This is a genomic window from Bradyrhizobium sp. WYCCWR 13022 (assembly GCF_030435535.1).
GTDB lineage: Bacteria > Pseudomonadota > Alphaproteobacteria > Rhizobiales > Xanthobacteraceae > Bradyrhizobium.
This window is the reverse complement of the sequence record NZ_JAUIZJ010000016.1, coordinates 213,925-234,727: the sequence shown is the minus strand read 5'-3', so window position 1 is coordinate 234,727 and position 20,803 is coordinate 213,925. Positions and strand designations below refer to the sequence as shown.

General features: G+C 64.3%; 20 protein-coding genes. 4 read left to right on the top strand and 16 right to left on the bottom strand.

Annotated features, from left to right (window positions below; all coding sequences use genetic code 11):
* Positions 1 to 29: 29 nt before the first annotated feature.
* The 3 genes from holA to leuS are packed head-to-tail and all read right to left on the bottom strand — an operon-like array spanning position 30 to position 4,223.
* Positions 30 to 1,058 carry a DNA polymerase III subunit delta gene (gene holA / locus QY049_RS23970; RefSeq protein WP_194478798.1) on the bottom strand — a complete coding sequence of 343 codons (1,029 nt, stop codon included), beginning with the start codon at positions 1,056 to 1,058 and terminating at the stop codon, positions 30 to 32.
* A 2-nt stretch (positions 1,059 to 1,060) separates the two neighbouring features.
* Positions 1,061 to 1,612, bottom strand: coding sequence for an LPS assembly lipoprotein LptE (gene lptE / locus QY049_RS23965; protein ID WP_194478799.1), 552 nt, complete (start codon positions 1,610 to 1,612; stop codon positions 1,061 to 1,063).
* The gene (gene leuS / locus QY049_RS23960; RefSeq protein ID WP_258764456.1) at positions 1,599 to 4,223 is read right to left on the bottom strand and encodes a leucine--tRNA ligase; all 2,625 of its coding nucleotides are present in this window, start codon (positions 4,221 to 4,223) and stop codon (positions 1,599 to 1,601) included. Before leuS ends, lptE begins: the two co-directional genes overlap by 14 nt.
* A gap of 194 nt (positions 4,224 to 4,417) precedes the next feature.
* Here leuS and QY049_RS23955 point away from each other — a divergent pair, with 194 nt between their 5' ends.
* Positions 4,418 to 5,464 (top strand): GGDEF domain-containing protein, encoded by a 1,047-nt coding sequence (locus QY049_RS23955; RefSeq protein WP_258764457.1) that lies wholly within the window; start codon positions 4,418 to 4,420, stop codon positions 5,462 to 5,464.
* On the opposite strand, the gene QY049_RS23950 is transcribed toward QY049_RS23955, so the two are convergent.
* A complete protein-coding gene (locus QY049_RS23950) occupies positions 5,461 to 7,164 on the bottom strand; it encodes a diguanylate cyclase (RefSeq protein ID WP_258764458.1) in 1,704 nt (567 codons plus the stop codon). The two genes, QY049_RS23955 and QY049_RS23950, sit on opposite strands and share 4 nt — an antisense overlap.
* A gap of 108 nt (positions 7,165 to 7,272) precedes the next feature.
* On the opposite strand from QY049_RS23950, the gene QY049_RS23945 reads away from it, so the two are divergent.
* Entirely contained in the window at positions 7,273 to 7,962 is a 690-nt protein-coding gene (locus QY049_RS23945) for a YggS family pyridoxal phosphate-dependent enzyme (protein WP_194478802.1), read from the top strand.
* Positions 7,963 to 8,002: 40 nt separating this feature from the next.
* Here QY049_RS23945 and QY049_RS23940 read toward each other — a convergent pair whose 3' ends face one another.
* Together QY049_RS23940 and QY049_RS23935 are read right to left on the bottom strand one after the other, a co-directional pair.
* Positions 8,003 to 8,788: a 2-keto-4-pentenoate hydratase gene (locus QY049_RS23940; RefSeq protein WP_258764459.1), complete on the bottom strand. Its 786-nt coding sequence runs from the start codon at positions 8,786 to 8,788 to the stop codon at positions 8,003 to 8,005.
* 6 nt (positions 8,789 to 8,794) lie between these two features.
* A complete protein-coding gene (locus QY049_RS23935; protein WP_258764460.1) occupies positions 8,795 to 9,364 on the bottom strand; it encodes a L,D-transpeptidase in 570 nt (189 codons plus the stop codon).
* 203 nt (positions 9,365 to 9,567) lie between these two features.
* On the opposite strand from QY049_RS23935, the gene QY049_RS23930 reads away from it, so the two are divergent.
* Both QY049_RS23930 and QY049_RS23925 read left to right on the top strand, forming a co-directional pair.
* A complete protein-coding gene (locus QY049_RS23930; protein ID WP_007598630.1) occupies positions 9,568 to 10,254 on the top strand; it encodes a response regulator transcription factor in 687 nt (228 codons plus the stop codon).
* Positions 10,255 to 10,314: 60 nt separating this feature from the next.
* A complete protein-coding gene (locus QY049_RS23925) occupies positions 10,315 to 10,758 on the top strand; it encodes a cyclic nucleotide-binding domain-containing protein (RefSeq protein ID WP_194478805.1) in 444 nt (147 codons plus the stop codon).
* A gap of 83 nt (positions 10,759 to 10,841) precedes the next feature.
* Here QY049_RS23925 and xth read toward each other — a convergent pair whose 3' ends face one another.
* From xth to QY049_RS23875, 10 genes are all read right to left on the bottom strand, one after another.
* Entirely contained in the window at positions 10,842 to 11,657 is an 816-nt protein-coding gene (xth, locus tag QY049_RS23920; protein WP_258764461.1) for an exodeoxyribonuclease III, read from the bottom strand.
* 62 nt (positions 11,658 to 11,719) lie between these two features.
* Positions 11,720 to 12,478 (bottom strand): outer membrane lipoprotein carrier protein LolA, encoded by a 759-nt coding sequence (locus tag QY049_RS23915; protein WP_194482550.1) that lies wholly within the window; start codon positions 12,476 to 12,478, stop codon positions 11,720 to 11,722.
* Between the two features lie 164 nt (positions 12,479 to 12,642).
* Entirely contained in the window at positions 12,643 to 15,129 is a 2,487-nt protein-coding gene (locus QY049_RS23910) for a DNA translocase FtsK (RefSeq protein WP_258764462.1), read from the bottom strand.
* A gap of 9 nt (positions 15,130 to 15,138) precedes the next feature.
* Positions 15,139 to 16,353 (bottom strand): aminotransferase class I/II-fold pyridoxal phosphate-dependent enzyme, encoded by a 1,215-nt coding sequence (locus QY049_RS23905; RefSeq protein WP_194478808.1) that lies wholly within the window; start codon positions 16,351 to 16,353, stop codon positions 15,139 to 15,141.
* Positions 16,354 to 16,575: 222 nt separating this feature from the next.
* Positions 16,576 to 16,980, bottom strand: a complete 405-nt coding sequence (locus QY049_RS23900; protein ID WP_194478809.1) for a GFA family protein — start codon at positions 16,978 to 16,980, stop codon at positions 16,576 to 16,578.
* 206 nt (positions 16,981 to 17,186) lie between these two features.
* Complete coding sequence (locus QY049_RS23895; RefSeq protein ID WP_194478810.1) at positions 17,187 to 18,635, bottom strand: ammonium transporter; 1,449 nt, start codon at positions 18,633 to 18,635, stop codon at positions 17,187 to 17,189.
* Positions 18,636 to 18,673: 38 nt separating this feature from the next.
* A complete protein-coding gene (locus tag QY049_RS23890; protein ID WP_027535364.1) occupies positions 18,674 to 19,012 on the bottom strand; it encodes a P-II family nitrogen regulator in 339 nt (112 codons plus the stop codon).
* Between the two features lie 423 nt (positions 19,013 to 19,435).
* Complete coding sequence (locus QY049_RS23885; protein WP_258764463.1) at positions 19,436 to 20,038, bottom strand: ATP-dependent Clp protease proteolytic subunit; 603 nt, start codon at positions 20,036 to 20,038, stop codon at positions 19,436 to 19,438.
* A gap of 42 nt (positions 20,039 to 20,080) precedes the next feature.
* Positions 20,081 to 20,437, bottom strand: coding sequence for an SRPBCC domain-containing protein (locus QY049_RS23880; RefSeq protein ID WP_258764464.1), 357 nt, complete (start codon positions 20,435 to 20,437; stop codon positions 20,081 to 20,083).
* The gene (locus QY049_RS23875; RefSeq protein WP_194478813.1) at positions 20,434 to 20,748 is read right to left on the bottom strand and encodes a helix-turn-helix transcriptional regulator; all 315 of its coding nucleotides are present in this window, start codon (positions 20,746 to 20,748) and stop codon (positions 20,434 to 20,436) included. The genes QY049_RS23880 and QY049_RS23875 overlap by 4 nt, the downstream gene beginning before the upstream one ends.
* Positions 20,749 to 20,803: the final 55 nt, after the last annotated feature.

The following is a 20,803-nucleotide window of genomic DNA, read 5'->3' as shown; positions in this document are numbered from 1 at the left end:
GCTTGCAACGATTTGCAGAGAGCGGGGACTTACCCCCTTCGCTTCGCATTCGCGGCGATCGCCATCAGCGTGCGTTGGGCAATGGCAGCAGCCAGGGTCGATTGCTTGCGGGTGTCGAGCGCGGCGGTTGCAAGCTGCTCGATGATGCCGGCGAGCCGTGCCGCGCTGAAGTTACGCAGCGCGGTCTCGACCATGGGTTTTCGTGAAAAATGCAGCCGCGGAAATCCGCCGTCGAGCACGGCGGAGGCGGGCTGGCCATCGGCGATCGCGAGTGCGGATTTGTGCAGCCACGCGGCCTGGCGCTGCGCGGCCGAGATGATGACACCGGGATAGGTACCCGCGATCATGGCCTTTGCGAATTCGGTCTCGACGATGTCGGGCCGGCCGGCGAAGGCGCCGTCGACGATCGGGTCGAGCTTCAGTTCGGACGCATCGGCGACGACGGACATCACGTCGTCGAGCGTGATCTCGCCTTTGCCATGGGCGTAGAGCGTCAGCTTGCGCAGCTCGTTGCGCGAGGCCTGGCGGTCGCCGCCGAGGAACGACATCAGCGCGGCGCGGGCATCCTGCGCGATGCGCAAGTTCGCGATGCGGAGCTCGTCCTCCATGAGCTTGGCGAGATCGCGCTCGGTGTCGGGATAGCAGCCGATCGCAACCGCGGTCCTGGCTTTCTCGCAGGCCTTGCGCAGCGGCGATTCCGGACGTAGCTCGCCGGCCTCGATCACGATGCGGCAATCCTTCACGCTCATCTCGGACAGCGTGTCGACGCCGGCGGCAAAGCTGCGCGAGCCGGCGCGGATACGAATGGCGCGGCGGCCGCCGAACAGCGGCACGGTCATGGCTTCGTCGACGAGGCGCGAGGGCTCGGCGGAGAGTTCGTCACCGTCGAGCTTCACCAGCGAGAAGGGATCGTTGGGATCGTCGACGGCGGACGCGATCAGCGCGTCGGCACGCTCGCGCACCAGGCCGGCATCGGGACCGTAGAGCAGGATGATCGGGCGGCCCGCATCGGGTCGAGCGAGGAAGGCGTCGATCTCTTTTCCGCGCAGCGCGACCAATCTTAGGTGCCTGCAGTGAAGAACGCGGCGAGCCTTGTGTTGATGTTCTCGGCGATCTCGTTGGCGGCACGATCCTCGGCGTCACGCACTGCGCGATTGCGGGCGAAGCGCTGGTAGGAACCGGGCAGGTCGTAGGACACGCGCGAGAACGTGGTGCCGGTCATGACCGACTTGCCGGTCGCAACCTCGATCAGATTGTACTGACAATCGATGCCGTAGTTCTCGGTGTTCGGCAGGCCGGTATTGGCATCGACGATCAGCGAAGTCTTGCTGGTGTTGAAGCGGATATCCAGCCGGTGGGTCGGCGGCATGCCAGTGGCCGAGCCGTAAAGCTTGAAAGCGAGGGCGTTGCGAACCTCGACGCCGACCCGGGCCTCGCGCGAGGCGTTGGCCTTGTTGATCGGAGGAAGCTCGACCCCCATCAGCTTCTCGCGCAAGCCCGGCGTGCCGTCGGTATGCTCGGCATACATCGGCTGGAAGCAGCCGGCCGTCGTCGCCGCCAAGGCGGCGACCGCGAGCAGGCGGGCTGCGATGCGGATCCTAGCCGACAACATTCACGATCCTCTTGGGGACGATGATCACCTTGCGGACGGGCTTGCCGTCCAGGGCCAGTTTTACAGCATCGAGGGCCAAAGCGGCAGCCTCGATTTCCGGATTCTGGGCCGCTGTTGCAACCGTGACCTCACCCCGCTTCTTGCCGTTGACCTGGACCACCAGTGTCACGCTGTCTTCAACCAGCAAATCGCGTTCGATTTGCGGCCAATTGGCCTCGGAAACCAGTCCAGATTGACCGAGAACCTGCCAGCACTCCTCGGCCAGGTGCGGCATCATCGGGGAGAACAGCTGGACCAGGATCTGGCTGGCCTCCCGGATCGCCCAGGCCAAATCAGCGGCGGGTTGGCCGGGTCGCTGGAGCACTTCCGAGAAGGTATTCGTGAATTCACGGATATGGGCGAGGCAGACGTTGAAGTGCAGCCGCTCGACGCCTGTCGTGACCTTGTCGAGCGCGCCATGGGCGGCCTTGCGCAAGAGGAGCGCATCGTCCCCGAACGAGGCCGGGCGGGTTGCCGGAGCAGACTTGCCGAGTTCCACCGCGTCGTTCACCAGCCGCCAGAGCCGCTGCACGAAGCGCGAGGCGCCTTGGACGCGTTCATCGCTCCAGATCACGTCGCGGTCGGGCGGGGAGTCTGACAGCATGAACCAGCGAGCGACGTCGGCTCCATAGGTCGCGATGATGTCGTCGGGGTCGACCGTGTTCTTCTTCGACTTCGACATCTTCTCGATCGGACCGATCGCGACGTCCTCGCCCGTGCCGAGCAGTGTCGCGCGGCGGCCGTTGCCGCCGACCTCGATCTTCACCTCGGCCGGCTGCACCCAGGTGCCGTCGGCCTTCTGGTAAGTCTCGTGCACGACCATTCCTTGCGTGAACATGCCGGCGAACGGCTCGTCCAGTGCGAGGTGTCCGGTTGCCTTCATGGCGCGGGTGAAGAACCGGCTGTAGAGCAGATGCAGGATCGCGTGCTCGACGCCGCCGATATACTGGTCGACCGGCAGCATCCGGTTGGCGACCGCAGGCGTCGTCGGTGCGGTCTCGTTCCAGGGGTCGGTGAAGCGGGCAAAATACCAGGACGAGTCCACGAAGGTGTCCATGGTGTCGGTTTCGCGGCTAGCCTTGCCGCCGCACTTGGGGCACGTGACGTGCTTCCAGGTCGGATGATGGTCGAGCGCGTTGCCCGGCTTGTCGAAGCTCACATCCTCCGGCAGCACCACCGGCAGGTCGGCGTCCGGCACCGGCACCACGTCGCATTTCGGACAGTGGATGACGGGAATCGGGCAGCCCCAATAGCGCTGGCGTGAAATGCCCCAGTCGCGCAGGCGGAAATTGACCTGACGCTCGCCGACCGGAGCGTTGCCGCGCAGCTCGCTCTCCAGGCGCTTTGCGACCTCGTCCTTGGCCTGCTCGATGGTCATGCCGTCGAGGAAGCGCGAATTGATCATGCGGCCGTCACCGTCATAGGCGGTGTCGGTGATGACGAACGATTTCGCATCCTGGCCTTCGGGACAGACGACCGGCGTATTGCCGAGGGCATATTTGTTGACGAAGTCGAGGTCCCGCTGGTCATGCGCGGGGCAGCCGAAGATCGCGCCGGTGCCGTATTCCATCAGCACGAAGTTGGCGACATAGACGGGCAGCTTCCAGCTCGGATCGAACGGATGCACCGCGCGAATGCCGGTGTCGAAACCCTGCTTCTCCGCGGTGTCGATGATCGACTGCGCGGTGCCGATCTTCTTGATGTCGGCGATGAATTCCGCGAGATCAGGGTTCTTCGCGGCGGCCGCCTGCGCCAGCGGATGATCCGCCGAGATCGCCATAAACTTGGCGCCGAACAGCGTGTCCGGGCGCGTCGTGAAAATCTTCAGCTCGCTCTCGCCGGCGGGCGTGGTCGCCGCATCCAGCGCGAAGCGGACCAGCAGGCCCTCGGAACGGCCGATCCAGTTGCGCTGCATCAGCCTGACCTTGTCGGGCCAACGGTCGAGGCCATCAAGCGCGGACAGCAATTCCTGCGAGTACTTCGTGATCTTGAAGACCCACTGGCTCATCTCGCGCTGTTCGACAACGGCGCCCGAACGCCAGCCGCGGCCGTCGATCACCTGCTCGTTGGCGAGCACGGTCATGTCGACCGGATCCCAGTTCAGCTTGCGCTTCTCGCGCTCGGCGAGGCCCGCGGCGAGCATGTCCAGGAACATCTTCTGCTGATGCTTGTAGTAGCTGGGATCGCAGGTCGCGAATTCGCGTGACCAATCAAGTGACAGCCCGATCGAGCGGAGCTGCTTCTTCATCGCGGCGATGTTGTCGTAGGTCCAGGCCTTGGGCGCAACCTTGCGCTCGATGGCGGCGTTCTCGGCCGGCAGGCCGAACGCGTCCCAGCCCATCGGGTGCAGCACGTTGAACCCCTTGGCGCGCATGAAGCGGGCCAGCACGTCGCCGAGCGTGTAGTTGCGGACGTGGCCGATATGGATGCGCCCGGACGGGTAGGGGAACATCTCCAGCACATAATATTTCGGCCGCGAATCGTCGTTCTTCGAGACGAAGATCGCCTGTTCGTCCCATTGGCGTTGCCAGCGCGGTTCGGCGTCGCGGGCGTTGTAGCGTTCGGAGGTCATGGAATCGTTGCGTTTTCGTGGTTTCGGCGGCCTGAAGAGGCCGGACTAGGCCATAGAAGTCCTCGGGGGGTCAATGGGTTGCCGCGGCAAGCCGAGCCACGCAATGCTGCTCCGCAAAAGTACGGATGAGGGCATTGGGATCGGATTAAGGGGTCGGTGCGAATTTGGCCGCCAACAGCACCCCGCGTCAGGCGATGGCCTCAGATTTCGACGATCCCGATTACGACTATGCCGCGTCCATCGCCGGACGGGCGGTGCGGAGCATGGCCGAACAGCGGATTCCGCCGACGCCGACCAATTTCGCCATCTGGTTCCAGTATTACGCCGGCAGCCATGACGATCTGCGCAACGCCGTCGACCTCCTGATCGACCACAACCGTCCCTTCGACACCAGGACCAACCAGGACCTGTTCGAGACCTATATCGCGCCTCAGGTCAGCGCCGTCGTGCTCGACACGTCCGAGCGGCTCCAGACCCTGATGGGAGCGGCGAAGGAGTTTCTGGCGACCGCAATCGCCGACAACCGCTCGCAGATGCAGGTGATCAGCCAGGTCGCCGACCAGGGCCAGGCCGGCGTCGACCCGAAGACGCTGGTCGCCCGGCTCATGAACGAGCTCGCGCGGGCGGCCACACGGACGACACGGCTCGAGGCGGGCTTTGCCGAAAAGGCCCGCGAGCTCGACGTGATCCGCGATTCGCTCAGCAAATCCGAGGAACGCGCGCGGACCGACACGCTGACGGGTCTGGCAAACCGGCGGGCGCTGGATGAATTCCTGCGCAAGGCGCAGACGACGGCGGATTGGGGCGAGCCGCTCAGCGTGCTCCTGCTCGACATCGACCACTTCAAGACCTTCAACGACAATTTCGGCCACGGCGTCGGCGATCAGGTGTTGCGACTGATGGCGAAAGTGTTGCGCGAAAAGGTTCGCCCGCAGGATCTGCCGGCCCGCTACGGCGGCGAGGAGCTCATCGCGGTGCTGCCGGATGCCGATCTTTCTGCCTGTGCGGAGATCGCCGAGCGCATCAGGCGCGCGATCGGAGAATGCACCATCACGCGCCGCTCCACCGGCGAGGTGCTGCCGAACATCACGGTATCGGTTGGCGTGGCGCAGTATCGGACTGGCGAGGCGACCGCCGATCTGATCGAGCGCTGCGATCGCGCGCTCTATCTCGCCAAGGGCGGCGGCCGCAATCGCATCGTGACGGAAAACGAGGTCGATCGCGCCGAGGCTGCGGGTTAGGCGCTCGCCGCTATCTTCATGCCCGGCGTGCCGCTCTCGATCGCCTGCACGCCGTGCTCGACGACATTGTTGCGGCCGCGATGTTTGGCGGCGTAGAGCGCAGCGTCTGCGGCTTCGATCAGATCGCCCGGACGCAAGGCCTCGTTGGGCCGCGTTGCCGCAACGCCGATCGACACCGTGACCACCATGTGAGCGGACGTGATGTGCGGCAGGCAGAGTTTCAGCACGGCCGCGCGCACCTGCTCGCCGATCTCGACGGCGCGGTTCACGTCGGTGTTCGGCAGCAGGAGACAGAACTCCTCGCCGCCATAGCGCGCCGCAAAGCCCATCGTGTCGGCACCGATTCCGGACAGCGATTCGCCGAGCCGGGTCAGGCAGGAATCGCCTTCGAGATGGCCGTAGGTGTCGTTGAACAGCTTGAAATGATCGACGTCGATCATCAACAGCGCGAGCTCGCTGCCATATTGCTGCGCGCGCATCCATTCGAAGTCGAGCCGGCTCTGGAAGCCGCGGCGGTTGGCGAGGCCCGACAGCATGTCGATCGACGCCATCACCGTCAGGCGGTCGTTGGTCGCGATCAGCTCGCGCTCGCGCTGGCTGAGCTGGGCCGCCATCGCGTTGAAGGCGCGCGCCAGCGGCACGAATTCCGACGGCAGGCTCTTGCGCGCGGCGCGGGCCGACAGATCGCCCTCGCCGAGGCGCTTGGCCATGTCGGCAAGCATCTCGATCGGCTTGATCACGAGCTTCTCGGCGGCGATCAACGCGCCGAGCAGCACGAACACGACGACGAAGGCGAGCTGGAGATAGGCGGTGCGGATGTCGCGGCTGACAGCCGCGGACACCTTGTCCTCGTCGATGCTGGCGATCAGGCGGGAATTGGTGCCGGCGATGCGGATGAAGCTGACCGCGCGGCGGGAGCCGTCGGCGGCGAGAAACGCCAGCGATCCCTCGTCCTGGTCGGAGCGCAGCGCCATGTCGGCGATCGCCGACATCAGCGGCATGTTGTCGAGGGGCCGTCCGACCGCGCTGTGCTGGTCGGCGGGCGCCGCCAGCACGGTGCCGGCGCTGTCGACCAGCACCGCCGTGATGCCGGCGCGGCCGCCGAGATTGTTCATCACCTTCGACATCCAGTCGAGGTTGACGGTCGCGAGCACGACGGCGTCGGCGACGCCGCTGAACGCGGAGACCGGATAGACCGCCATCACGGTCGGCGACTGCACCGGCCGCGACAGGATGAAGTCGGACAGCACGAAGCGGCCGGTCTTCTGCGCCTGCTGGAAATAAGGCCGGTCGGAAAGATCGAGGCCGACATACATGTTGTTGGTCGCGCACTGGATGCGGCCGTCCTGGCCGGCGATCAGGAGCGTGCGGATCCAGGGCAGGCTCGTCGGCAGGCTGGCGCGCAGCACGTCGCAGCTCTTGCTCACGCCGCCGGCGGAGGCGCGGATGAAGGCTTCCGATTTCAGGATGGTCTCGACCGACGAGATCACTTCGCGCTGCGCGTCTGCACTGTGCCGTGCGACGGTGGTGAATTCGGCGGTGGCCTGTGCGATCTGCTTGGTGCGGGCATCCTCGAGCGAGCGGATGCGCTCGAGCATCAAGGGCGCGACCAGAATCACCGCGAGCAATGCAAGCCGGGCCCTGATGCCCAGGACCTGCTTGAGTTTTGCTCGTTTGCGGTTGAAACTGACGTTTGCCATCTTCGCGACCCACCCCACGGGCAAGGTAAAACGAAGGGTTCAAAAACTCTTTCTTGAACTCGGTAAAATTGGAACTACCTCCGCTAAGCCCACAGTACAATCGACGTTATGACAGAAGCCAATGCCACGCCGGTAACCGGCGGTTCACCAAACGCGCTCGCCGCAGTCGAAGCGGAGATTGCGCGCGCCTGCAAGGATGCGCGGCGTGAGCGTGCCTCCGTAACGCTGATCGCGGTGTCCAAGACGTTCGCCGCTGATGCAATTATTCCGGTTATCGGCGCCGGACAGCGCGTGTTTGGCGAGAATCGCGTGCAGGAGGCCAAAGGCAAGTGGCCGGCGTTAACGGCTGATTACCCTGACATCGTGCTGCATCTGATCGGGCCGCTGCAATCCAACAAGGCGAAAGAGGCGGTCGCGCTGTTCGATGCCATCCATTCGGTCGACCGTCCGAGCATTTGCCAGGCGTTAGCCAAAGAAATCGAATCCCAGAACAAGCATCCGCAACTCTTCGTCCAGATCAATGTCGGCGAGGAGCCGCAGAAGGCCGGCGTCGCGCCCGGCGAGGCCGACGCGTTCATCAAGAGCTGCCGCGACACTTACGGCCTGACGATATCGGGTCTGATGTGCATCCCGCCGGTGGACGAACCGCCGGCCGCGCATTTCGCGCTGACCGCCAAGATCGCCGCGCGCAACGGTCTAGCGAACCTGTCGATGGGCATGAGCGCGGATTACGCGACCGCCATCATGCTGGGCGCAACCCATGTGCGCGTGGGAAGCGCGATCTTCGGGCACAGGTAGTGGTGAAGAGCGCCAATGCGTAGCCCGATGGAGCGAAGCCTTACGCAAACCTCACCGACACTTTCCCCAGCGCACCGAAATCCGCCGCGAAATGATCGCCGGCATGGATCGGCAGCGGCGGGTGGCAGGTGCCTGTCGTCACCACCTCCCCTGTCCGCAAGGTGATGCCGAGACCGCGCAGCTCGTTGGCCAGCCAGGCCAGGGCAATGCGTGGATCGCCGAGCACGTTCTTGCCGTGACCGAGATAGCGCTCGCCGCGCAACGTGATCTGCGGCCGTTCCTCGACCAGATCCATCGCGCGCCAATTGGCTGATGTCGCCGCGCCCAGCACGAACAGATGCGCGCAGGCATTGTCGGCGATCAGCTGCGCCTCGCCGGCGCTGGCGAAATCGGTGAAGCGCGAATCCGGAATTTCGATGGCGGGATGTAACGTGTCGACCGCCGCCAGCACCTCGTCAACGCTGTAAGGCGTCGGTCGCGGCGCCAGATCGTGTCCCATGCGGAAGCAGAATTCCGGCTCGCCGACGCGCATCGCATTGCCCTTCATCGACGCGGTGCCGCCATCGGCGATGACGGTGTCGCTCATGATGCGCCCGGCCAGCGGCCCAGCGACGTTGATGTGCTTCTGCCCGGCTTCACTGGTCGCCGCGATCTTCCAGCCGAACAGTTTTCCGAGTGATTGGCTTTCGAGCACGGCCTGCACGGCGTAACCATCCGCGCGGCTTTGCGGACGCAGCCGCGTCTCGAGCGCGTCGAACTTGCTGCCGTCACGCCAATGTTGAACGAGCGCGCGCGAAGCGGCTGTGACCTGTTCCCTGTCGAGCATGTGTCCTCACCCGATGATGATTTTTGTTCTTGGTCCTATCAGTCGCAGCAGATGCAGCATCGCGCCCCTGGTCATGGAGACGCAGCCCGCGGTCGGGCCGAAATTGTCGCGCGCCAGATGCAGGAACACCGCGCTGCCGCGGCCGGCGATGCGCGGCCTGGTGTTGTGGTCGATTTCGATGATGAAGTCGTAGAGATGATCAGCGCGCTTCAGCTGGTCGCCGCCCTCGCCCTCCCCGCGCCGGATCCACTGGTTGTAGTGGCGATCACCGGGGTCCTCGCACCAGGCGTCGGCGCCGGTGATGATCCGGGCCGGCAGAAACGTCTTGGGACGGCTGTGCCGGTCGCCCCGCCACCACAATTGCCGGGGACGAAATTGGCCTCTCGGGGTGCCGCCATCGCCTTCGCGCTTGTTGGCCAGAATGCCGCCGCGCCCGAGCGCCACCGGAATCGTCAGGCTGCCCGCCGTCAGCCAGCCCCGGCGCGGATTCCCGGCGGCAGGCTTAACGCGGATCGCAGACAGCGGCCCAAAGCCCCAATTTCTGGTGTAACCGACTGACACAGCTTTGTTTTTCATGTGAATGCGCGATGTCGAATTCATTACAGGACATTCATCGAACCGCCCTGCTATTCTGGGTTAGAGTAATTCCGGCTTGTGAATCGGTAACAGCCCACTACTTCAACACGAACAACAATAAAAACGGCGACCCCTAAACTTTCCCATCACGGTCGGGTGCGGCATGCATGCGCGCCTGGTCGACCCCAAAAGGATGATCCCCCATGGCCAATGCCCGCAAGATCCTGATCGTGGATGACGATACCGATCTGCGCGATACGTTGGTGGAGCAATTATCGCTGCACGAGGAATTTGAAGCCTCCGCCGTCGATACCGGCGCCAAGGGCGCCAGCGCCGCAAAGGCCAACGCTCCCGATCTCGTGTTGATGGATGTCGGCCTTCCCGACACCGATGGTCGCGAGGTGGTCCGCTCCCTGCGCAAGGGCGGCTTCAAGGCGCCGATCATCATGCTGACGGGGCACGACACCGATTCCGACACGATTTTGGGCCTGGAATCCGGGGCCAACGACTACGTCGCAAAACCCTTCCGCTTCGCGGTGCTGCTTGCCCGCATCCGCGCCCAGCTTCGCCAGCACGAGGCCAGCGAGGACGCGGTGTTCTCGGTCGGCCCCTACTCCTTCCGCCCCGGCTCCAAGATGCTGACCGCGGCCAATGCCCGCAAAGTCCGCCTCACCGAAAAGGAAACGGCGATCCTGCGCTTCCTCTACCGGGCCGGCCAGATGCCGGTCTCGCGCGAGACCCTGCTCCAGGAGGTGTGGGGTTATAATTCCGGCGTCACCACCCACACGCTGGAAACCCACATCTACCGCCTCCGCCAGAAGATAGAGAAGGATGCCGCCAACCCGGAAATCCTGGTGACGGAAGCCGGTGGCTACAAGCTGGTGCCGTGATACGTTCCAGGAACGCGCGATTCGTCGTAAATTAGCGCGTTCCTCGAGCCTCGGACCGGAATGTCGATCGACGATGACGTAGCGCTGCTTGAGCGTGTCCCGACACTGCGCCTGTTGGGAGACGCCTCGTTGCGCATGCTGGCGATCGGCTCCGAGCAGCGTGACTTCGTTCGCGGCGACATCCTGTTCAATCTCGGTGACGATGCCGACGCCGGCTTCGTGGTCCAGCGCGGCGCCTTTCGCGTCGATGACGGTGCCGGCGCCGAGATGATCGCCGGCCCCGGCACGCTGATCGGCGAACTTGCGCTGGTGGTGCCGATGAAGCGGCCGTCCGGCGCAGTCGCGCTGGAGCATTCCTCGGTCATCCGAATCGCCCGCAGCCTGTTTCAGCGCGTGCTCGAAAGCGATCCCGCCGCCGCGGTCCGTCTGCGCGACGAATTCGCGGTGCGCTCCAGCCAGATCGCCAGCGACATCCTGATGGCGGGCGCGAAGCTCAGCACGTAGCTCCTTCCACCCGTCATTCCGCGCCGCGCGTAGCGCGAGCCCGGAATCCATTTATTTCATCGCGCCCCGGAATGACGGCGGGCTCACACCTCTAGCGTCACCGTCACAGGCACATGGTCTGACGGCCGCTCCCAGCTCCGCGCATCGCGCAAGATCTTGAAATCGCTGACGGCATCCTTCAGCGCGCGCGAGACCCAGATATGGTCGAGCCGCCGGCCGCGGTCGCCGACGGTCCAGTCGGCGGAGCGATAGCTCCACCACGTGTAGACCTTTTCCGACATCGGGATGCGGTCGCGTGCGACGTCGACCCATTCGCCGGCCTCGAGCGCGGCCTTCAGCTTTTCGGTCTCGATCGGCGTGTGCGAGACCACTTTGAGGAGCTGCTTGTGCGACCACACGTCGTTCTCGTGCGGCGCCACGTTGAGATCGCCGACCAGGACGTGGCGATCTTCGCCACGCGGATGCAGCGGCTCGCACGCCTTCATCTCGTCGAGGAAGCGAAGCTTGTGGTCGAACTTTTCGTTCAGTGCGGGATCGGGAATGTCGCCGCCGGCGGGCACGTAGAAATTATGCAGCACCAGCGGCTTCGCGATGTTGGCTTTCTCGCCGAACGACACCGAGATGTGGCGCGAATCCACCTTGTCGCAGAAGGTGCGGATATCGGTGGACTCGAACGGGATCTTCGAGACGATGGCGACGCCGTGATAGCCCTTCTGCCCGTTCAGCGCGACGTGCTCGTAGCCGAGCCGCCTGAAACGCTTCAGCGGAAAGGCGTCGTCGATGCATTTGGTCTCCTGGAGACAAAGCACGTCCGGCCGCGCGCTCTTGAGAAACTTCGCGACCAGGTCGATGCGCAGCCGCACCGAATTGATGTTCCAGGTTGTCAGGGAAAGACGCATGGGAGCTGCGTCTTAGCATGGATTGGCGTCGGCGAAATGCTTGTCCACAGGGGCAGGAGTGCTCAGCCCGGTGACGGCACGCTGTAATTGGTGAAGTCGATCTTGAACATGTTGGGATCGAGCTTCTTGCTCGCATCGAGATTGTAGACCGCAACCGTGGTGTCGTAGCCCTGCGGGTCAGTGACGGTCCATTGCTTCAGCTGGCCGTCCTTGGCGCCGATCATCAGCAGCAGGCGGCTGGTGCCGACCAATGCCTGCTTCTCTTCGATCGTCACGCTGATGAAGAGATCGTCGGCGGTGACGTTGACGACGTTGGTGTCCTTCATCAGGTCGATGCGATCGGACAACAGGAAGCGCAGCGGCGTCTGCGACAGAGGATAGACGTCCTGCGTGGCGAGCTTGCGGTCGCGCACCACGACCGACGATCCGTCGGCGATGATGTCGATCGGGCTCGGCGGATCATATTCGAAGCGGACCTTGCCCGGCTTCTGGATGTAGAAATCGCCCTGCGTCTTGCTGCCGTCGGGGCCGACCTGGACGAAATTCCCGACCAGCGTCGACAGCGACGACAGATAGGCGCTGACCTTGGCCGCCTGCGCCTTCTGGTTCGCATCGAACGTCTGGAAGATGCTACTCGGCACGTTGCGGCGCGGATCGGGAATGATCGGATTCGGCGGCACCTGCGTTGCGCCCGTGATCGACGGTCCTGCCGAGGGCGCAGCGTTATCACGCCCCTTTGGTGCAGGCTTCGGCACCGGCACGTTCTGCGCAAACGATGCTGCGGTCGCCATCGCGGCGGTGACGAGAAGCACGCCCGCCACGCGCGCGCTGCGCGCGGCGAGAGAGGCAGCGAATCCAATGTCCGGATGTCTGGTCAACGCGTCGTCCTGTGTGGCTGGGCGTCGTTTTAGCGTGATTTCGGGCAAAAGCAGAGATCGATTTTGCGTGAGAATGGCGTTTCGAGGCGAGTCAGTAGCTCCTTGCCTCACATATGGCTGTCTTCTTCCTCGACCAGAATCTCGCGCTTGCCGGCGTGATTGGCGGGGCCGACGATGCCTTCCAGTTCCATGCGCTCCATCAGCGATGCGGCGCGGTTATACCCGATTTGCAGGCGGCGCTGGATGTAGCTGGTCGAGGCCTTGCGGTCGCGCTTGACGATCGCAACGGCCTGCTGGAACAGATCGCCGCCGCCATCCGCGCCCATGCCGCTGGCGTCGAACACGGCGCCGCCATCTTCGTCCTCGGTCGGCTCTTCGGCCGTGACGGCTTCGAGGTATTCCGGCTGGCCCTGCGTCTTGAGGTGGCGCACCACCTTCTCGACTTCTTCGTCGGAGGCGAAAGGTCCGTGCACACGGCTGATGCGGCCGCCGCCGGCCATGTAGAGCATGTCGCCCTGGCCGAGCAGCTGCTCGGCGCCCATCTCGCCGAGAATGGTGCGGCTGTCGATCTTCGAGGTGACCTGGAAGGCGATGCGGGTCGGGAAGTTCGCCTTGATGGTGCCGGTGATGACGTCCACGGAGGGACGCTGGGTCGCGAGAATCACATGCAGGCCGGCCGCGCGCGCCATCTGCGCGAGGCGCTGCACCGCGCCTTCGATGTCCTTGCCGGCGACCATCATCAGGTCGGCCATTTCGTCGACGATGATGACGATGTAGGGCAGCGGATCGAGCGAGAGCTTCTCTTCCTCGTAGATCGCCTTGCCGGTTTCCTTGTCGAAGCCGGTGTGCACCGTGCGGGTCGGCTCTTCGCCCTTGGCCTTCAGCTCGAGCAGGCGCGTATTGTAGCCGTCGATGTTGCGCACGCCGAGCTTGGCCATGTTCTTGTAGCGCTCTTCCATCTCGCGCACGGCCCATTTCAGCGCGACCACCGCCTTCTTCGGGTCGGTCACGACGGGCGTGAGCAGATGGGGAATGCCGTCATAGACGGACAGTTCGAGCATCTTCGGATCGACCATGATCAGGCGGCACTGGTCCGGGCGCAGCCGGTAGACCAGGCTCAGGATCATGGTGTTGATGGCGACCGACTTGCCGGAGCCGGTGGTACCGGCGATCAGCATGTGCGGCGTGCGCGCGAGGTCGATGATGACGGGGTCGCCGCCGATGGTCTTGCCAAGGCAGAGCGGAAGTTTCGCGACCGTGTCGGTGGCCTCCTTCGCCACCAGCAGCTCGCGCAAGTAAACCTTTTCGCGATGCGCGTTCGGCAGCTCGATGCCGATGGCGTTGCGGCCCGGCACGACGGCGACGCGTGCCGACAGCGCGCTCATCGAGCGGGCGATGTCGTCGGCAAGGCCGATCACGCGCGACGACTTGATGCCCGGCGCGGGCTCCAGCTCGTACAGCGTGACGACGGGCCCGGGATTGGCCTTCACGATCTCGCCGCGCACGCCGAAATCCTGCAGCACGCCTTCGAGCGAGCGCGAATTGGTCTCAAGCTCGGCCTTGCTGAGCGGCTGGCGATCGCCGGCCTTCGGCGCGGCCAGCATCGAGACGGAGGGAAGATCGAACTTGTCGGAGCCTTTCTTGGCCGCGACCTTCGGCGCAGCCTTCTTGCGCGATGCGCGCGCCGGCGCCTCTTCTTCCTCTTCCTCCTCCGCGTCTTCCTCTTCTTCCTCGTGCTCGTCTTCGTAATCCTCGTCCGCGGCCTGCGGCGAGATCGGAGGTGCTGCGCGGCCGCCGCCGAGATTCGGCTCCTGCCTGCTGAACGAAACCGCCTTGGCCTTCGGTCCGCTCGAAACCAGCGAGCGATAGGCCGCGCCAAACAGCCAGATCAGCCGTGCCTTGGTGCTCATCAGCGCGTGGAACAGCCAGCCCAGCGACACCGAACCGCGATCGTCATCTTCGTCGTCGTCGAGCGGCTTGTCGTCGTCCTCGATCTCCGAGAGCTCGTCGTCATGCGCGCGCGCGCCGAGCCCGCAGGCGACCAGGAAGGTCGCGGCCAGCGCGATGAACAGGATGGCGCCGAGCACCATGCGATAGATCGCGCCGGGCGGCCCGAAGATCACCGCAGGCGCGCGCACCAGCGCATCGCCGACCACGCCGCCTAAACCCGTCGGCAGCGGCCAGGCACCGCCATGCGGCCAGCAGCTGACGAAGCCTGCCGCGATGACCGTGCAGAGAATCCAGGAGCCGAGGCGCAGCGCCTCGCGGTCGAACGGACGATGGGTCATCATGCGCCAGCCCCACACCGCCACGGTCAGGATCAGCATGATCGCGCCGAGCCCGAGGATCTGCATCGCGAGGTCGGCGCCGATCGCGCCGGCATAGCCCAGAATGTTGTGGATCGGCCGCGAGGTCGCGTGGCTGAGGCTGGGGTCCTGCACCGACCAGGTCATCAGCGCGGCGGAGGCGACGCCCGACAGCGTGACGAGGCCGAAGCCGGTGAGCTCGCGCACGCGCCGGCTCAGCGCCTCGCGGATCGAAGGCGGCAGATGGCCGACCAGGGGAATCACACGTTCGATTGCCGACATGCTCATGGGCCCTGCCTAACCCAGAGTTTCGACCAGCCGGTGCAGCGCCTGCGCCGTGGTCTCACTGTCCTGCACCAGCGCCAGCCTGATGTAGCCGGCACCGGGATTGAAGCCGTCGGGCTGAAGCCGCGCCAGGTAGGAGCCGGGCACCACGCGCACACCGGCCTCCTTGAAGAGCTTGAGAGTCACAAAGACGTCGTCGCCGACCTCGGACGTGTTGAGCCAGACGCAGAACCCGGCGTCGGGCCGGCGATAGCCGTAACGATTGCCGATGATCTGGTCGGCGAGATCGAACTTGATCCGGTAGAGCCTGCGGTTCTCCTCGACATGTGCTTCGTCGCCGTAGGCAACGGTCGCGACATGCTGGAGCGGCACAGGAACCTGGGGCGCGGCGATGTTGCGCAGCTCCAGGAACATGCCGATGAACGTCTTGTCGCCGGCGGCGAAGCCGACGCGCAGGCCCGGAAGGTTGGAGCGCTTCGACAGCGACTGGAACGCAGCCACGCGGATGAAATCGGGGCCGGCACATTCGAGCGCGCTGCCCGGTGCCTGGCGGGTGTAGATCTCCGAGTAGCACTCGTCGCTGAGGATCATGAAGTTGTGGCGATCGGCGAGTTGCTTCAACCGCGTGAAATAATCGCGCGAGGCGACCGAACCCTGCGGATTGGCGGGCGAGGCCAGATAGAACGCGACGGTGCGCGCCAGCGTCGCCTCGTCGATGGCGCCGAGATCGGGCAGGAAGCCGTTTTCGACCGTGGTCGGCAGATAGACCGGCTCGCAGGCTGCTGCGCCGGCGCCGGCGCCATAGACCGGATAGAACGGGTTCGGCATCAGGATCGCGGGTTTGCCGGGCTTCGGCCCGACATAGCGGGCTGCCGCGATCGCGGCGAGGAACAGCCCTTCCCGGCTGCCGTTGAGGACGAGAAGCTCGGTCCTGGGGTCGAGCGCGCGCGGCAGCTTGAAGCGCGACGACAGCCAGGCACTCGCAGCGTTACGGAACGGCTCGGTGCCCTGGTTCATCGGGTAGCGACCGAAATCGGCGATGTGCTTGGCCAGCACGGGGCCGACGAAATCAGGCACCGGATGCTGCGGTTCGCCTACTGCAAGCGAAATCAAGGGCTTGCCGGGCTGATGCGGCGCCAGCAACTCGTTCAGCCGGACGAAGGGCGAGCGCTCGTTGCTGGAGCTTCCACTGGCCTGCGGCGCACGGGATGAAGCGGTCATGACCATTCTGGGCGCCAGTACTCTCGGAACGGCCGGTCGCGCGCGGGCGCCGGCGGGAAAGCGGTTCAGTTCACCATAGATAGGGCGAGGTTAAGACGCGATTAACCATCGGTGGGCCGTCCCGTCCAGAGCGGGAATATCGAGGCCGGACGACAACGGGATGCATGGCGGTTCCGACCCCTCCCGGTTGCGGGAGAGGTTGCGCATCTCTTGCCGGCAATCCGGTTCTCAGTGCCCCGGCAACCGTTCGAAGGTCTTCATGCCTGATGGGATCGTGTGAAACTCCTGGATGTCGCAGGTGTAGATCGCCATCTGCGGCTTGAACTGTTTCGGCTCGTCCAGCGTGCCGACCTTCACGATCGCGGCCGGCAGTCCCGGAACCCTGGTCACCAGATGGGTGCCGCACTCGGCGCAGAATTCCCGCGTCACGGCGCGCTCGAGGTCCTTGCGGGTGAACTGCTTGGGTTGTCCGGTGATGTAGGTGAAGCCGGCGGCCGGCATCGCGATGAAGGTGTTGGGCGCGCCGCCCGAGATGTACTGGCACTCACGGCAGTGACATTGGGCCTGCATCATCGGATCGCCTTCGGACACGTAGCGCACTTCGCCGCAATAACATCCGCCTTCCAAACGCATGACGACCTCCCGGTTTATTGTTCTTGAGGTCGATATTTCTGCGCCGGCCGGGCGGAATGGCAATCTTTTTCTTCGAGCCATTGGATCAAAAAGAAAGGGGCTCCAACTTGCGCTGGAGCCCCTCGACGGTCGGGGCATTGCCGGGTATGTGCCCGAACCGTAGGAGTGGACGCGGTCTCGGAAGAAACCGCGCCCGGGAGGAGTGCTTACATGTTGTAGGCGCGCTCGGTGTGGTCGGTGATGTCCAGACCTTCACGCTCGCTCTCGACATTGGCGCGGAGGCCAACGATCACGTCGACCACCTTGTAGAGGATCGCCGAACCGACGCCCGACCACACCAGCGTGGTGCAGACGGCTTCGATCTGGGAGAGCATCTGCGCGGCGAAGTCGTAATCGGCAACCTTGGGCGGGATCGCGGTGTAGTCGATGATGCCAGCACCACCGAGAGCCGGATTGACCAGGATGCCGGTGCCGAGGGCGCCGACGATGCCGCCGATGCAGTGCACGCCGAACACGTCGAGCGAGTCATCGTAGCCGAGCGCGTTCTTCACGACGGTGCAGAAGAACAGGCAGACCACGCCGACCACGAGACCGAGGACGATCGCACCCATCACGCCGGAGAAGCCGGCGGCAGGCGTGACGGCCACGAGACCCGCGACGGCGCCGGAGATGATGCCGAGCACCGACGGATGACCCTTCACGATCCACTCCGCGAACATCCACGACAGCGCGGCGGCTGCGGTGGCGACGAAGGAGTTGGTCATGGCGAGCGCAGCGCCGCCGTTGGCTTCGAGGTTGGAGCCGGCGTTGAAGCCGAACCAGCCGACCCAGAGCAGCGAGGCGCCGATCATCGACATGGTCAGCGAGTGCGGAGCCATCAGCTCCTTGCCGTAACCAACGCGCTTGCCGATCAGGAGAGCGCCGACGAGGCCCGCGATGCCGGCGTTGATGTGCACCACGGTGCCGCCAGCGAAGTCGATCGCGCCCTTCTTGAAGATCCAGCCGGCGTCGGCGTTGATCTCGTCGAGCTTGGCCTGAGCCGCAGTCTTCGCCGCCGCATCAGTCGCAGCAGCCAGAGCCTTGGCGGCGTCCTGGATCGCGTCCGGGCCGGGCCAGTACCAGACCATGTGCGCGATCGGGAAGTAGATCAGCGTGACCCAGAGCGGGATGAACAGAGCGATCGCCGAGAACTTCATGCGCTCGGCGAAGGCGCCGACGATGAGGGCGGGCGTGATCGCCGCGAAGGTCATCTGGAAGCACATATAGACGAGCTCCGAGATGTTGGCGTCGACCGAGAAGGTCGCGGCCTTCGAGTCGGTGGTGACGCCCATCATGAAGGCCTTGGAGAAGCCGCCGATGAAGTCGGAACCGCCGGTGAAGGCGAGGCTGTAGCCGTACACGGCCCAGATCACGGTGACGACGCAGACGGTGTAGAACACCTGCATCAGCACCGAGAGCATGTTCTTGGAACGAACGAGGCCGCCGTAGAACAGCGCGAGACCCGGGATCGTCATCAACAGCACGAGGACCGTCGATGTCAGCATCCAGGCGTTATCCCCCTTGTTGACCGTTGGCTCGGCATAGGCTGCGGTCGCAGCGAACAGGCCGACTGCGAGAGCCGCCAATCCCGCGCCATAGGGACGCTTAAACGTCATTTCATTTACTCCTGATTGGATTTTGGTTGAGCGCGAAATCAAAGGGCCGCGGCGTCGGCCTCGCCGGTGCGGATGCGAACCGCATGGTCGAGGTTGATGACGAAGATCTTGCCGTCGCCGATCTGTCCAGTTTTCGCAGCCGACGTGATGGCGTCGATGGTCTTGTCGACCTGCTCGGAGGCGACAGCGACTTCGATCTTGATCTTGGGCAGGAAGCTCACCGCATATTCGGCGCCGCGGTAGATTTCCGTGTGGCCTTTCTGCCGGCCATATCCCTTGACTTCCGTCACCGTGAGACCGTGAACGCCAATGGCGGTCAGGGCGTCACGGACTTCTTCCAGCTTGAATGGCTTGATAATCGCCATAACAATTTTCATGGGTCCTATCCCCGCTTGGGCCCGGTCCGGACGTGGCCGGGCGTTTCTCGACTGGTTCGCCACGAGGGAGAAGTTCACTACGCGGGCACAGCCGGGACCCTTAGAATCAAATGCCGTGCCAGATCGGGCGCGTTGCCTAACGGACTATGAAAACGGGTGTTTTCGCGTTCGATGGGTGTTGCGGTGCAGTGCGCTATTACGTCGCGCTCAATCCATGGTCACGTCTGATTAAAATAACGGCACGACAGGCTACCGACACAATGTTGCTCACGCGCCGGGCAGTCAAAAGGTATCTTGATAAGGTGATAGCTTGAGACAGGTCGGGACCGCGCGCCCTCTGCTCACGGGATACGCTGAAAGCCGTGGTCGGGGCCAAGCGGCCGAGCTGCCCCTATGGTATCCAGCTTGGCCGCTATCGCACCTTCAGGCGGCGTCGCGCACTGCAAAAACCCGGTCGACCAGCCCCCATTCGACCCCCTGCTGCGCGGTCATGAAGTGGTCGCGGTCCAGGGTCCGTTCGACTTCCTCTTCGGTCCGGCCGCAATGCTGCGCATAGAGGCGGATGATGCGCCGCTTGGTTTCCTGCATCTCGTTGGCATGGATCAGGATGTCGGAAGCCTGGCCCTGGAAGCCGCCCAGCGGCTGATGCACGTGAAGGCTAGCATTGGGCAAGGCGGCGCGGTGGCCGGGCTCGCCGGCCATCAGCAGGAACGAGCCCATCGAGCGCGCGGTGCCCATGCACAGCGTATGAACCGGCGCCTTGATGAACTGCATGGTGTCGTACATCGCGAGCCCGGAGGTGACCACGCCGCCATAGGAGTTGATGTAGAGATTGATCGGCCTGTTCGGATTCTCTGCTTCCAGGAACAAGAGCTGCGCGCAGACGAGGCCCGACATCGCATCATTGACTTCGCCGTTGAGGAAGATGATGCGCTCGCGCAGCAGTCGCGAGTAGATGTCGAAGGATCGTTCGCCGCGCGCGGATTGTTCGACGACCATAGGGACGAGCTGAAGCATGTCGCGCATCGGTGACCTCCATGTCTGCAGGTGAATGTAGTCTTGGTGGTGTCAGGCCGCCGCGCGCATCAGGCAGCAATTGCTGTTGGCCGGCTGCGGCGGTTTCACGCCGATCTCGCAGGCTTGCTGGATGATGCGAAAGCGGGTGCCGCCTGACACGTTCGGCTCGATCCGGAAGATGACGTGGCTCTCGCGAAACGGCGGTTCGGATTCGCGCAGTCGGTAGCGCACCTCTTCGCCAGGGATCGATGTTTCAGGCTCGGCGCCTGCGAGGTCGCAATCCGGCAGCCATCGTTCGCGCAATTCAGGAATGGTCACGGCGCGCCAGACCTTTGTCGGCGGAGCATCGAAATCGAATTCGAGCACCAGCTTTGCATCGGGGCGATCGGGCTTTGCGGTGTCGCTCATTGATCCATATCCTTCAGGAGGTCAGCGAGTGCGTTCATGCGCTTCGGCCAGTAGGCGCGGTAGCGCGCAAGCCATGCCCCGATGGCGAGGATTCCGTCGGGGTCGACTTCGTAATTCACAAAGCGGCCCTGCCGCTGCTCGCGCACGAGGCCTGCCGCGCGCAGCACCGAAAGATGCTGCGACATCGCCGGTTGGCTGATCTCCAATCCGTCGCGCAAGGCGCTGGCATTCAGGCTTCCGCCAGCGAGTTTCTCAAAGACCTTGCGCCGTGTCGGATCGGCCAGCGCCTTGAAGATGTCGGCTTCGATCATGGCAACACATAAGCACGTGCTTATGTGTTGCGCAAGCCCCTACTGACAAGTCCCG